This is a genomic window from Pontibacter sp. Tf4 (assembly GCF_014212495.1).
Lineage (GTDB): Bacteria > Bacteroidota > Bacteroidia > Cytophagales > Hymenobacteraceae > Pontibacter.
Genome location: NZ_JACKZC010000007.1, coordinates 104938 through 118747, shown reverse-complemented (window position 1 = coordinate 118747; position 13810 = coordinate 104938). Strand labels below are relative to the sequence as shown.

Here is a 13810-nt window from a genome sequence, read left to right as displayed (position 1 = left end):
TAGGCTTGTTACATAACGAAAGGCCCCGGAGCAATCCGGGGCCTTTTTGTTTTGGCTATAGTTTAATGGATTTATAAGTGTTATAGTTTCTTCTGTGGATTACAGAACACTATCCGATTTATAGTTATATTAGCTGACAACTATACAGTATCTATTCGCGAAAGCATGCAGCAAGTATTACGTACATAGTGCAGATAAACTTATGTTTTGGTTTATAATATAGTTGAGTAAAATTGTAATCAATGAAAAAGGTCCTACTATTCACCCTATGCCTTTCTTCAATAGTCATGCTGTTTAGTTTCAAAAGCATTTTTCAGAAAAAGCCTTCAGGCAAAGAAGTTGTTCAAAAACTTGAGTCGCTTGGTTACTTCAAGTATGCTCAATCAAGCAAAGTAGCTGAATTAAAAAAAGCACTTGCCGAAGGCTACGCCACACATGGCGCACTTGTGACGACTTATGAAATGCCTAAGTATCAATCAGCAGATTACAGGCTATATGGGCTTGACGGAGAGACCTTGTATGAAGAAGGTGGTTTTAGAAGTTACCTCTCCGATATGGAAAGGACCTTTAAGAAGCTGAATGTAAATCTGAAGGTAGAAAATGAAATAGAAGAATACTCTCAAAGCGGTGGACTGAACCACATTATTTGGTTGAACGGCAAAGAGTATGTCATCTTCAGAAACGACCAAGGAAGTGCAATCTCTTGGGGTGTAGCAGCGAAACGGTACGCTGAAATGGTGAATGACATATTAAGCAGAAGCAAATCACCAGAACGGCTATACCTGATGTCTGGCGGTAACGACGGAGAAGCTGTTTTCCTGACACAGGAACAGTACCAATACATAAAAGCCACTTTCCCGAATAACGAATCAAAGCCGCTAAGCGTGGATGAGTGGTCAAAGAAGTATAGAATGAAATAAAAATAACTCTACTCAACACAGTTTATACCCTATGCTTCGGTTACGCCTCGCACAAGCTATATACGAAACGTTGGTCAAAATATAAATTATGAAAACTCTCTTATTGTTATTGTCAACAGTTTTACTTTTTCAAGGTTCAAACACTCAAAAACTGGAGTCATCCTTCAATAACTTAAAAAGAGCTGATACTAAAGAAAACCAGATTCTATACCTAAACCTTTTCCCAAGCGACTTTCGGACATTTGAAAGTATATTTGGTTATGTTGAAGATAAGCCTGGCCCGTTGTATGAAGAATCGTTTGACTACATATCCAGATTCTTTGCTCTTGACAAGGTATCAAAGAAAGAGAAAATAAATAAGGCAATAAAAATAGGGATAAACGGGAAATAGGAAGCTGACGCAGTTAGTCAACTGCAACACAGCTTGGAGCCTCTTGTCATGGAAAACGTGGATTTAACTTACCAAATGTTAAAGGCAAAGAAACCCAAGGAGATAGAATCATTTTTCTATTTTCTATTCGGTGGCCCACACCCAAAACATACTATTCCGACTCAACTGCATAAGTTAAAAGAAATAGACAGAAACTTTTACAGCTACATTTCAAATGGCCATAGAAAAGTATTGAAAGAAAGTGTGCATTAAAATACATTGCCCAACCACGTGCAGCCCTCATACTCAGATATGCATCGCACATCGTCTACATCAGTTCGTCGTCCCCCATCCTAACAAACTATAAACTATAATCCCGACGCAGACCAAAAAAGTATAGTTCATACACAGGTAGTTATGGTTTGTAAATTATTTGTCGCCAAAAAATAACCTTCTATAGTTTGACAAGTATACACAGCTTTGTATATTTGCACTCCCAATCACGGTAACGTGGCCGAGTGGCTAGGCTCAGCTCTGCAAAAGCTGCTACAGCGGTTCGAATCCGCTCGTTACCTCTTACTAAAGCCCCGGTTGCCACCAGCAGCCGGGGCTTTTGCTTTACCAGCCATACCTTCCCAAGCTACCAAACACCAACCCGACCCAACAGGATAACACCAACTATAAAACTATAGCTTGGTCTGTAGTTTTGCGCAGGCACTTCCGGCAACTATAGCATCCTGTATAAATATGCCGCTCATACTCTGTTACTTACCTTTATATAGCAAAAATGGATCTCAGATTTTGCACAAGTGCTAATCTTTTGCACCCCGATTGCGTACTCAGCATATCCCTGAAACCGGCATTCCTGCCAACAACAACAGACTACATGTACCAAAAAAACCGGAACCGCTACTTCTTAACAACAGAAGCTCCTGCAGTTCACCGTAATGTATAAATAGTTAAACCCTGTATCCTCTACCATCAGAACAAACAATAAGCTTACGAGTACCATTATATGAAAATAGTAGACCTGCGCGTAATGCGCGGACCAAATTACTGGTCTGTAAAGCATCCGAAAATTATTGTATTGAAACTGGCCCTGGAAGATCTGAGCCAGAAACTTACCAGCGATATTCCGAACTTTTATAACCGCCTTCAGCGCATGTTTCCGGGCATGATCAGCCACCGGGCATCCGAGGGCGTGGAAGGGGGCTTTTTCAGGTCCGTAGAAGAGGGCACCAGCTTTGGGCATGTAGTACAGCACATCGCCCTGGAACTGCAGACAATGGCTGGCATGGACAGCGGTTTTGGCCGTTGTTACCCTACCCGCGAAGAGGATGAACTATACGTTATTTTTTCGTACCAGGAAGAGCGTGCCGGTGAGTATGCCGCCTATGCCGCCGTGCGCATTACCGAAGCCCTGGTGAAAGGAGAAAAGTATCGCCTGTGGGATGACCTGGACCGTCTGCACCAGATACGCGAAGACGAATACTTCGGGCCAAGCACCTATGCTATAGTTTCGGAGGCGGTTAGCCGGGGCATTCCCTACATCCGTCTCGACAGGCATTCGCTGATACAGCTGGGGTATGGCAAGCACCAGAAGCGCATACAGGCCACCCTGACGTGCCGCACAGCGTGTTTTGCAGTAGAGATTGCCGGTGATAAAAATGCTACAAAAGACCTGCTGAAAGATGCCGGAATACCAGTGCCGCAGGGCACGACTGTTTATTCGCAGGAGGAACTACGGCGGGCTATTACCTGGCTGGGCTTCCCGATCGTTACAAAGCCCCTGGACGGACACCACGGCAAAGGCGCATCCATCAACATCACAAACCTCAACGATGCCAGAAAAGGCTTTACAGAGGCTCAAAAATACTCGTCGGGCGTTATTGTAGAGCAGTACATTACCGGCTACGACTTCAGGCTGCTGGTTATAAACGGCAAGTTTGTGGCCGCCGCCAAACGCACACCGGCCATGGTGGTAGGCGATGGCGTATCAACTATAAAGCAGCTCATCGATAAAGAGAACAAGGATCCGCGCCGTGGCATCGGGCACGAAAAAGTGCTTACCAAAATAAAGATTGACAGCCATACCAAAGCGCTGCTGAAACAAATGGGCCTCACAACGCAGTCAGTGGTGCCGGCAGGGCAGGAGATATACCTGAAAAGCACAGCCAACATCAGCACCGGCGGCACCGCTACCGACGTAACCGACCTGGTAGATCCTTACAATATCCTGATGGCAGAGCGTATTGCAGGCATTGTAGGGCTGGATGTTTGCGGTATAGATGTGATGACCACCGATATTGCCATTCCGCTGAACGAGGCCCGCGGTGCAGTGCTGGAAGTAAATGCGGCGCCTGGTTTCAGGATGCACATTTCGCCAACTTTTGGTTTGCCGCGCAACGTGGCCGAGCCGGTAGTTGATATGCTGTTCCCGCACGGGCAGCCGGCCCGCATCCCGATCATTGCTGTTACGGGCACTAACGGTAAAACCACTACCACCCGCCTGATAGCGCACATGGTGAAGCACAAAGGGTACCAGGTGGGTTATACCACCACCGATGGCATTTATATACAGGATAAACTATTGGTGAAAGGCGATACTACAGGCAGCTATAGTGCCGAGTTTGTGCTGAAAGACCCGACTGTAAACTTTGCTGTGCTGGAATGCGCCCGCGGAGGCTTGTTGCGTTCCGGCTTAGGTTTCCAGCAATGCGATATAGGAATTGTTACCAACGTAAGTGCCGACCACTTAGGGCTGCGCGATATTCATACGCTGGAAGAACTGGCCCAGGTAAAAGCCGTTATCCCGAAAAGTGTAAGGCCTGACGGCTATGCGGTATTAAATGCGGACGACGATCTGGTGTATGCCATGGCAGATGGCCTGCAGTGCAAGGTAGCCTTATTCAGTATGGATGAGAGCAACCCGCGCATTCTGAAGCATATTGCCAAAGGTGGCCTGGCTGCCGTGTTCGAGAACGGCTACATCTCCATCTTTAAAAACAGCTATAAACTGCGTGTTGACCGCGTTGGCGATGTGCCGCTTACCTTTGGGGGCCGTGCCAGGTTCAACATCGAGAACATACTGGCCGCTACACTGGCTGGCTATATTTCGCATTTCGAGATCGAGGATATTAAAACGGCGCTGCGCACCTTCATTCCTTCGCCGGCCAAAACACCGGGCCGTATGAACCTGTTCAGGTTTCCGCATTTTGAGGTGCTGGTAGATTATGCCCATAACGTGGGTGGCCTGAAAGCAGTAGGTGACTTTATAAACAGCCAGGAAAGCAGCTGGAAGGTAGGCATCATTGCCGGGGTAGGCGACCGCCGCACCGAGGATTTTTACGACTTAGGCTTTGCCGCTGCACACATATTTGACGAGATCATTGTGCGGCTGGACAGCGACCTGCGCGGCAAAAAGCCGGACGAAATTACGGGGCCTATCCTGCAGGGCATCGAAGATGCCGACTCCTCCAGGAAAGTGAGCCTGATACCGGAAGAAATGCGGGCCATTGCCTATGCCCTGGAACATGCGAAGCCCGACTCTTTTATAGCCGTATTTACCGAAGACATAACCGAATCGGTGAAGATGGTGGAGCATTTTAAAGTGATACAGGACCGCAAAATGCTGGTCGAGTAATGATAGCATTACCTCAGACTTTTACTTGTGAACGATGGACTAAGGCCCTTTCCGTAGAGGAAGGGCTTTTTTATGGCCAGACTATAAACTATAGTTGCAAAGCCATACAGAAAGGAAGGCATAAAAAAGCCCCTGCATAAGCAGAGGCTCCTTCGGTAACTATAGGTTATTTGTTATTTCAGAACAAAGCTCGTTCTCCCGATCAGGAAGCCATCGGCGTATAGTTCTATCGTATGCTGGCCTTTTTTGTAAGCCGCGTTCTTATCATAAGTAAAGCTTACCTGCTGCTGGGTGTTGTCGAATACGATGTCACGCTTGGCGGTATAGTACATGTCTTCACCATCTATCTGGAACGTACCAGAACCCATAGCCAGGTTGTACAGCGCAGCGCCATCCGGCTCTATCAGGCGCATGTAAATAGTTTTAGGCTCTTTCGGCGCCACATCGTTCTGGCCCAGGTTAAAGCCGACCTTTATCTTATCAACTGTTTTGGCGCGGTACTCATTGTCGTTGTCGTCTTTCTCTTTGCCGCGCTGGTTAATAATGTTTACGCTGATGTTCTTGGCTTCGAGGCGGGAGGCCAGTTTCACTTTCTCGGTCAGGTCCTGGTTGCTGGACTTCATGGTGGTCAGGCTGTCCGATAGTTTGTTCTGCGTAGTTTTAAGCGTCGTGTTCTCGGTAAACAGCACTTCGTTGTCTTCTTTCAGTTTGGCAATTTCACGGTCTTTCTCGATCAGTTGCTTCTCAAAAGCCTGTGCTCTGTCACGGAATTTGCGCTGGTCGGCCAGGCTGTAGCTGCTCGTCCGGAAACCACGCAGCTTATTCAGGTCGGCGTTTATGGCGGCAATCTGAGACTCCAGCGAGTCGTTCTCGAGGCCCATGGCCTGTAGTTCCTGGCTCTGGCGCTCGAAATCAGCTTTCAGGGCTTCGTAAACTTTTATCTGGTTTTCCAGTTCTACATCCTTAACCCTGATGATCTCTTCCTGCTCCTCGTTCTTCTCTTTTTTCTGATAGTTCATGTAAAGCAGAATACCGTTTATACTGGTCAGGATAACGATGAAACCTACAATTAAAAGCTTTTTGTTGCCTCTGTTCTCAGGTGTGTTCGTTGACATACGTATGTTATAGTTATTTTAAAGCAGATTTTGCACGAAGGGTGTGCACGTATAAGAATCAAATATAAGACTTTTGCATTATATTTCTCAATCTCATGAAACAAGATTTTAACGCAGCGTACTGGCAGGAGCGCTACCTCAGCAACCAGACCGGCTGGGATACACAAGGCATAACGACACCGTTAAAAGCTTATTTTGACCAGCTGCAAAACAAAGACCTGCGCATACTGATACCGGGTTGTGGCAACGCTTACGAAGCCGAATACCTCTTTAACCAGGGCTTTACGCAAGTGTATGTAGCCGATGTGGCGCCCGCCCCGCTGGAGAATTTCTCGGAAAGGGTGAAGGATTTCCCGAAGGACCACCTGTTGCTGCAAAACTTCTTCGACCTGCAGGGGCAGTACGATCTGATAGTGGAACAGACCTTTTTCTGTGCCCTGAACCCGGACCTGCGCGCCGCCTACGCCCGCAAGTGTGCCGAACTGTTAGTGCCGGGCGGCCGGTTGGTCGGCCTGCTTTTCGATACTACTTTTGAGCACGACGGCCCGCCGTTTGGTGGGTCGGCAGAAGAGTACCGGGCTTATTTTGCGCCTTATTTCCATTTCCGCCATTTTGAGCGGGCCTATAATTCTATTCCGCCAAGACAGGGACGGGAGCTGTTCATTAACCTGCAGAAGAAGTAGGTTACAAACTATAAATCAGCCCTATAATCTACATGCCCATTCATAATTCCTAATTCCTAATTCATAATTAACTATAGTTCGCCTACCTTTGTTGTGCCGAAGGCAACTATAAACTATAGATACCATGTTCGAGATACCAAAATTAAAACATACCGATAGCAGAAACTTCTTTTTGATGGCCGGCCCCTGCGCGATAGAAGGCGAAGAAATGGCCATGCAGATTGCTGAGCGTCTGAAAGACATTACCGACCGGCTGCAGATTCCGTGGATATTTAAGGGTTCTTACCGCAAAGCTAACCGTTCCCGCCTGGACTCCTTTACCGGCATCGGCGACGAAAAAGCGCTGCGCATCTTACAGAAAGTAAGCCAGGCCTTTGATGTGCCTACTGTTACCGATATACACGAAGCCAACGAAGCCGCTATGGCCGCCGAGTACGTGGACGTGCTACAGATTCCGGCCTTCCTGTGCCGCCAGACAGATCTGTTAGTGGCAGCTGCCAAAACCGGAAAAGTGGTGAACATTAAAAAAGGCCAGTTCCTGTCTGGGGAAGCCATGCGTTTTGCTGTTGATAAAGTGCGCGAATCCGGAAACGAGAAGGTGATACTGACCGACCGCGGCAACAGCTTCGGCTATTCTGACCTGGTAGTGGATTTCCGTAACCTGCCTGAAATGCAGGCAACCGGCGTACCGGTGGTAATGGACGTGACGCACTCGCTGCAGCAGCCGAACCAAAGCTCCGGTGTTACTGGTGGGAAGCCAGCACTAATCGAAACAATAGCTAAAGCAGCCATTGCGGTAGGAGCCGACGGCCTGTTCATCGAAACACATCCACAACCAAGCATCGCTAAATCTGACGGAGCCAACATGCTGCCTTTAGACCAACTGGAAGCACTGATGCAGAAACTGATCAGGATCAGACAGGCGGTAAGCTAAGCTGGACTATAGACTTACTGACAAAGGACAAAAGGCTTCGGTTTTTTGTCCTTTTTGTTTTATAGTTAGAGTTCAGATTTTCTTTTTGAGAGGGTTCATGGCATCGTTTCATTCGCTATAGTTGTTAATTCCCGGCCGTTGCCGGTGCGAGTGTCCCGCTCGTGTCTAAAGTTGTTGTCGAGTCTCCAGACTCAACTGGCCCGAGAGGAACAGGCTTTCTAATAGCGCTTGCTGAAGTTGTCAAAAGGCCATCCCTTCCCTGTTGTCATCTCGAGTATAGCGAGAAATCTATCTCAAACTATAGTTTGTGAAGACCTAGCAGCGTGCGCAGCTCCTGCTAGTGTCTGATGCTATAGTTGACATTGCCTACTGCTGGAACCAAGCCTTTTCTTTCATAGCTACATGTAATCCTGGGAGCTTTAAGAGCCTATAGTTTTATAGTCTCGTTGGCTCCCTCTGAGGCCGGGAGGCCCCGTCTTCGGGCATCGCGCGGTGTACATTTCCTTTGCTCGTGCCTCGCAATGCTTTCAGCACCAGAAATCTACAAGGCGCTCAACCCAAAGACTGATAACAGTTCGATAGCCATAGTATTAGCTATAGTTGCTGTATTTGCTCTTGGTTAGGGCAGATCATCTTTTCTCGTGGTTGTATTTCCGTAGGGAACAGGTAAACCTGTCCTGTTCTTAGTCTGTAACTATAGAACTATGAATCAAACTATAGCAAGACGGAGACTGTCCCCTTGAGGGGACTTCAGGGGTGTTAAAGCAGCAACTATAGAACTATAAGTTCAACTATAGCAGTATCAGAGTTCCCCTCCTTGGATAAGGAGGGGTAGGGGTGGTTGGACCAACTGTAACTATAAAACTGTAATAGAACTATAGCAACAGCAGCAATTCCCCTCTTGAGAGGGTTAGGGGTGTGTTGGCTAACTATAAAACTATAGTTCTTTGTCCTTTGTCAGAAATCTCCTTCGTCTAAAACTTCAGCGTAAAATGCTCTTTTGGCTGCTTTGTCCGGAAAAAGACCAGGCCTACAAAGTACAGATCGACCGTTTGCCCTACCTGCGGGTGCTTTTTGATTTCCTGCCAGGCGCGTTTCATCTCTGCAGACCAGTATATATCATCCACTACGAATACGCTGTGCTCATGTGCTTTTGCCAGGCATTGCTCAAAGTAGCGCATTGTTGGTTCGTAGCGGTGATTGCCGTCCAGAAAGGCGAAGTCAAGTTGCGGGATGTGCTGTAGTTGTGACTGCAGGGTTTCGTCCAGGTTGCCCGTTATCTGGGTAATGTTCTGCAATTGCAGGCTTTCAAAGTTCTGCGCTGCCATCTTTGCAATGTTAGGGCATCCTTCAAAAGTATAAACCCGCGCATTTTTAGCAGCCTCAGCTAAATAGGCTGTGGTAATGCCAAGCGAGGTGCCCAGCTCAAACACAACCTTCGGCTGAAAATGGTTGACAAGCCTGAAGAGTAACTGTCCATATTTTGCCGGTTTAAGCGAGGTACGGGCAATATCGGCTACTTTCCGGGTGCTATAGTTCAGCTTTTTAGAGCCGGCGCCAAAATCTGTTACGGCTATAGTTGTGGTGTCTGCCAGCAGCTCCTGCCGTATAGCCTCTACCCGCGGAAAAGCATAATAAGTGCCGTCGTGCAGGATGACCTGATGGTACAGGTCGAACACGAAAGGGGAGTGCACGCCATGCAGCTTAAACGCTCTTGCTCTGTAAAGCAGGTAATCTATAGCCTGGCGAATGAGGGACACGATTTAATTGTTGAATTGCTAAATGGTTGTATTGTTAGTTGTACAGTAATGTAGTTTAAATACTGTATAGTAAATCTTTTGGACTAAGCGATCACAGAGGATTTAAAGAATAAGTTCGTCAGCAATTTAATCATTTAACCATCAAACAATTTAACAATCAATTTAACTTATAAGGCACGATCAGGGTGAATTCAGGTATAGTAGCATGGAATTGCTTGCCATCTACCAGGCGTTCCATCAGGTAGGTGCCGTGCATTTTGCCTACCCCGGTTTTCAGGTTGCACCCCGATACGTACTCATGCGATTCGCCGGGCTCCAGTGTAGGTTGCTGGCCTACTACGCCTTCTCCTTCCACTTCGCGCACCGAGCCGGTGGCATCGTGTATGTACCAGTGGCGGCGCAGTAATTTAACGGTAAACTCGCTGTTATTTTCTATGGTAATCTTATAGGCAAATACATAGTGCTGCTGTACCGGACTGGAATAATCTGGAAGGTAGTTGGTGGTGACTGTTACTTTCACTCCTTCTGTCGTTTTTGTATCCATGTTACAGAGATTATTGTATATTAGAAACTGCTGAAGCGTAAAAGAGTTATTGCTTTTAGCTAAGTTTCCGGTAAAATTCACACTCCTTCACTCCATCAATATGAATGTAAAGATAGAAGAAAGCTGGCAAAATGTGCTGCAAGATGAATTTGAAAAGCCATATTTCAAAAACCTTGTCGCTTTTGTTAAAGACGAATACAATTCCCAAAAAGTTTATCCACCGGGGAACCAGATCTTTAATGCTTTTAAAATGTGCCCCTTCGATGAAGTGAAAGTAGTGATACTTGGTCAGGACCCGTACCATGGCCCGAACCAGGCAAACGGACTGGCTTTTTCGGTAAGCGACCATGTGCGCACGCCGCCTTCGCTGCAAAACATTTTTAAGGAGATTAAAAGCGACTTGGGCAAAGACCTGCCCCCGACAGGCAACCTGGAGCGTTGGGCGGAGCAGGGGGTTCTGCTATTAAATGCAACACTTACCGTACGGGCAGGGCAGGCGGGCTCGCACCAGAAAAAAGGCTGGGAGCAGTTTACCGATGCCGTAGTACAGAAAGTGAACGACCTGAAGGAACATGTGGTATTTATGCTTTGGGGAGCCTATGCCCAGAAAAAGGGCGCTTTTATAGATGCCAGCAAACACTTAATATTAGAGTCGGCGCATCCATCGCCGTTTGCCGCCGACCGTGGCTTTTTCGGGAATCGGCACTTCAGTAAAGCTAATGCCTATCTGGTGGCACATGGCAAAGAACCGATAGACTGGTAACCTATAGTTTGGTGAGGCCCCGGGCTATAGTTGGTAATGTTTTATACCGGCTATAGTTCGGGGTCTTTGTTTTTCCACGGGAACTTACCTTCCAGCTCTACCTGCAGCGAAATGCTCAGGAACGTTCTGATCAGAATGATCATGCCCAGTATCAGTACGCCCTGCAGGTCTGGTTTGGTAGATACCGTTGCAATGATGTCGGCTGCCACCAGTATTTCCAGGCCCAGCAGAATAGCTTTGCCCAGGTCCTGGCGCAGTTCCTTGTAGTATTTTTTACCGGTCATCATGGGGAGCAGGTACCTGACCAACGCAATGGCAGCTCCCACTGATATGATCATAACACCAATGGCCTCTATAATCGCGACGACATATTCGATGTAGGTACGCACTATTTCCATAACGCAGGGTTCGCTTCTTTTTCGTTTGCCTCTCTATACGAGTATTCAGGGACAGGGCTGCGTTCAGCCATGAAAGGAACTATAGCTGCCTGACTTAAGGCTTGTGTCCGTTTATCAGTAGCGTAGAAGAGTAGCTGAGAGGCAGTGAAAAAACAAAAGCCAGACGGTGAGGCCTGGCTTTTGGGGAGTGGAACTATAGTTTGTTTACTCGATGATATTGAAGATGCGGCTCCAGCGTATTTTGTTCAGGAAGCTGCCATACGGGTCTGTCGACATCCAGATCATTACTGCTTTACCAACAATGTGGTCTTCGGGCACAAAGCCCCAGAAACGCGAGTCGGCGGAGTTGTGGCGGTTATCGCCCATCATAAAGTAGTAATTCTGCTTAAAGGTATACTGGTTTACTTCTTTGCCATCCAGGTATAGTTTGCCATCCTCTACGCGTGCATTATCGTTGTGCTCGTATTTCAGGATCACGGTCTCGTAAAGTGGCAGTGTTTCTGGTGTTATAGCTACAGTAGCACCTTCCTTCGGCACATAAAGCGGCCCGAAAAAGTCCATGTTCCATTTATACAGGCTCGGCACATGCGGGAAGATCTGCGTGTTTTCAGTGCCTTTTGGTTCTTTTACAAGCGTTACTTCTTTTACAAAATCCAGTTTGGCAAGCTCTGCGGCACGTTCCGGGGTAGTGTGCAGCCTGAAACCACCTTCCCAGCCACTCACGTCTGTAATATCGCGGTCCAGAAAGAAATCCTGCGTCAGTACTTTGGAGGTAGCCATAAAATACTCATACTGCAGCATTTCCGGGTTCTCCATCGGTTTGCCGTTTACAAGTACCTGCATGTCGCGCACTTCAATGGAATCGCCGGCAATGGCTACGCAACGTTTGATATAGTTGGTGCGCAGGTCAGCAGGGTGCTGCTCTTCCGGCGGATAGTTAAATACTACCACATCGCCACGCTTCACTTCCGAAAAGCCCGGTAAGCGGTACGATTTCAGCTGGATGGCATCAGAGTAAGACGGAATATTGGTGCCCCAGATGGTTTGGTGGGTAAGCGGAACCTGCAGCGGCGTAATAGGCGTGCGCGGACCATAATGCAGCTTGCTCACAAACAGGAAATCGCCGACAAGCAACGACTTTTCCATGGATGGGGTAGGGATGGTATAAGCTTCAAAAGTAGCCCAGCGGATAAGGCTGGCTGCCACAACGGCAAACAGGATGGCATCGCCCCACTCGCGGGCAAAGCTTTTCTTCTTTTTAGGTGCCTTGGCAGCAGGTTTTTTCTCCCAGAACTTAACTTTCATGCAGGGTTAGCTATGATGATATTTTACAGGTTCAGCATGTCTTTCATGCCGTAAACGCCTTTTTTGTCTTTCAGCCATTCGGCGGCCATCAGGGCGCCTTCGGCAAAACCGGCACGGCTGTGCGCTACATGCGACAGTTCAATTTTATCAACCTCTGAACTATAGGTAACAATATGGGTACCAACAACATCGGGCTCACGTTCCGAAATAATGTTCAGTTTTCCTTCGGTTTCCTGGTCGGCCACCCAGCCGCTCAGTGCCGGGAAATGCGCCAGTATACCTTCGGCGGTGGTAATGCCGGTGCCGCTTGGCTTGTCCACTTTCTGCAGGTGATGTATCTCGCGAATGCCTACATTGTAAGCCTTGTAAGCCTGCATTTTAGCTGCAATATACTCGTTAAAGTGGAAAAACAAATTAACGCCCACGCTAAAGTTGGAGGCATAAAAGAAGGCACCATCGTTGTCTGCGCAAAGCTGTCTGGCATCATCAAACTTATCGAGCCAGCCTGTAGAGCCCGAAACAACCGGTATGCCGTTGCTGAGGCAGTAAGCAATATTTCCGAAAGCAGCCTCCGGGTGCGTAAACTCAATGGCCACATCTACATTGGCAGCGCTATAGTTTTGCAGGGTTTCGGAGTTGGTGTGGTCTACGGTTCCGGCAATCTCATGGCCTTTGGCCAGGGCCATCTGCTCAATGGTTTTACCCATTTTGCCATAGCCGATCAAAAGTATTCTCATTATTTTTTGGTGTATAGCGTTAAGCTTAATCCCGGCGTATAGGATAGTTGTGTGGGTACGGACATCACTTTGGGCTGAACTTTTAAAGCCAGGTTATCGCTGATGTCAAATTCCTTCATGTGGGCGTGCACATAGGCTTCGGCGATCTGCAAGCCATAGGCAGCTACTGACAGGAGGATGGTCAGGTCGCGGTTACGGCGGTAATAATCTTTGGCGCGTTTCAGGTTTGCCGTTCCATTCGACCGGGACTCACTGTAGTACCCTTCGTTTACAAATTTATCTACCGTCGTCGAATCACCATCCAGGCGTATAAGCAGCGCCTGCTCAAAATCCTTGTATTTGGTGTGGTTGTCTATCCAGAAGTAGGCTAAAACCGCTCCGGTGGCATAAACGATCGGCATTTTCCAGTAAGCTTTGTTATAAGCCTGGCCCATGCCCGGCACCACAGCAGAGAATAAAGCCGCTTTGGCAGGCTTGTTCCACTTACTCAGGAAAAAGTTGTTGTCGCTGGCAGCTGTATCGGGTACCGGAACTATAACTGAGTCGGGACCAGCCGTAATTACCTGCGCCCGGGCAGGAGCACCAGGTAAAAACATGCTGAGTAATAGAACGATACCGACAAGTAGCCTCATGCGGAT

The 13810-nt window shown here is 47.7% G+C and carries 13 protein-coding genes and 1 tRNA gene; 7 read left to right on the top strand and 7 right to left on the bottom strand.

Annotated features, from left to right (window positions below; genetic code table 11):
* Positions 1 to 242: 242 nt before the first annotated feature.
* From H7F15_RS12760 to cphA, 4 genes are all read left to right on the top strand, one after another.
* Complete coding sequence (locus H7F15_RS12760) at positions 243 to 920, top strand: hypothetical protein (RefSeq protein ID WP_185197375.1); 678 nt, start codon at positions 243 to 245, stop codon at positions 918 to 920.
* A gap of 88 nt (positions 921 to 1008) precedes the next feature.
* On the top strand, positions 1009 to 1311 hold the full coding sequence (locus H7F15_RS12755; protein WP_185197374.1) for a hypothetical protein: 303 nt from the start codon (positions 1009 to 1011) through the stop codon (positions 1309 to 1311).
* Between the two features lie 483 nt (positions 1312 to 1794).
* Positions 1795 to 1865, top strand: a tRNA-Cys gene (locus H7F15_RS12750).
* A 440-nt stretch (positions 1866 to 2305) separates the two neighbouring features.
* On the top strand, positions 2306 to 4933 hold the full coding sequence (gene cphA / locus H7F15_RS12745) for a cyanophycin synthetase (protein WP_185197373.1): 2628 nt from the start codon (positions 2306 to 2308) through the stop codon (positions 4931 to 4933).
* Between the two features lie 173 nt (positions 4934 to 5106).
* On the opposite strand, the gene H7F15_RS12740 is transcribed toward cphA, so the two are convergent.
* Positions 5107 to 6048 carry a hypothetical protein gene (locus tag H7F15_RS12740; RefSeq protein WP_185197372.1) on the bottom strand — a complete coding sequence of 314 codons (942 nt, stop codon included), beginning with the start codon at positions 6046 to 6048 and terminating at the stop codon, positions 5107 to 5109.
* A 95-nt stretch (positions 6049 to 6143) separates the two neighbouring features.
* Here H7F15_RS12740 and H7F15_RS12735 point away from each other — a divergent pair, with 95 nt between their 5' ends.
* Positions 6144 to 6731, top strand: a complete 588-nt coding sequence (locus tag H7F15_RS12735) for a methyltransferase (RefSeq protein WP_185197371.1) — start codon at positions 6144 to 6146, stop codon at positions 6729 to 6731.
* A 124-nt stretch (positions 6732 to 6855) separates the two neighbouring features.
* On the top strand, positions 6856 to 7665 hold the full coding sequence (kdsA, locus tag H7F15_RS12730; protein ID WP_185197370.1) for a 3-deoxy-8-phosphooctulonate synthase: 810 nt from the start codon (positions 6856 to 6858) through the stop codon (positions 7663 to 7665).
* A 974-nt stretch (positions 7666 to 8639) separates the two neighbouring features.
* Here the strand turns inward: kdsA and H7F15_RS12725 are convergent.
* Entirely contained in the window at positions 8640 to 9425 is a 786-nt protein-coding gene (locus H7F15_RS12725) for an O-methyltransferase (protein ID WP_370523717.1), read from the bottom strand.
* A gap of 157 nt (positions 9426 to 9582) precedes the next feature.
* Positions 9583 to 9969 (bottom strand): Co2+/Mg2+ efflux protein ApaG, encoded by a 387-nt coding sequence (apaG, locus tag H7F15_RS12720; RefSeq protein WP_185197369.1) that lies wholly within the window; start codon positions 9967 to 9969, stop codon positions 9583 to 9585.
* A 100-nt stretch (positions 9970 to 10069) separates the two neighbouring features.
* Between apaG and ung the strand changes: the two genes are divergently transcribed.
* Complete coding sequence (gene ung / locus H7F15_RS12715; RefSeq protein WP_185197368.1) at positions 10070 to 10732, top strand: uracil-DNA glycosylase; 663 nt, start codon at positions 10070 to 10072, stop codon at positions 10730 to 10732.
* 50 nt (positions 10733 to 10782) lie between these two features.
* Here ung and H7F15_RS12710 read toward each other — a convergent pair whose 3' ends face one another.
* The 4 genes from H7F15_RS12710 to H7F15_RS12695 all read right to left on the bottom strand — a co-directional run bounded on the left by H7F15_RS12710 (position 10783) and on the right by H7F15_RS12695 (position 13804).
* A complete protein-coding gene (locus tag H7F15_RS12710; RefSeq protein WP_185197367.1) occupies positions 10783 to 11130 on the bottom strand; it encodes a DUF1622 domain-containing protein in 348 nt (115 codons plus the stop codon).
* Positions 11131 to 11334: 204 nt separating this feature from the next.
* Entirely contained in the window at positions 11335 to 12435 is a 1101-nt protein-coding gene (gene lepB, locus H7F15_RS12705; RefSeq protein WP_185197366.1) for a signal peptidase I, read from the bottom strand.
* 23 nt (positions 12436 to 12458) lie between these two features.
* Complete coding sequence (gene dapB / locus H7F15_RS12700) at positions 12459 to 13172, bottom strand: 4-hydroxy-tetrahydrodipicolinate reductase (protein ID WP_185197365.1); 714 nt, start codon at positions 13170 to 13172, stop codon at positions 12459 to 12461.
* Positions 13172 to 13804, bottom strand: coding sequence for a DUF5683 domain-containing protein (locus tag H7F15_RS12695; protein WP_185197364.1), 633 nt, complete (start codon positions 13802 to 13804; stop codon positions 13172 to 13174). The genes dapB and H7F15_RS12695 overlap by 1 nt, the downstream gene beginning before the upstream one ends.
* Between the last annotated feature and the right edge of the window lie 6 nt (positions 13805 to 13810).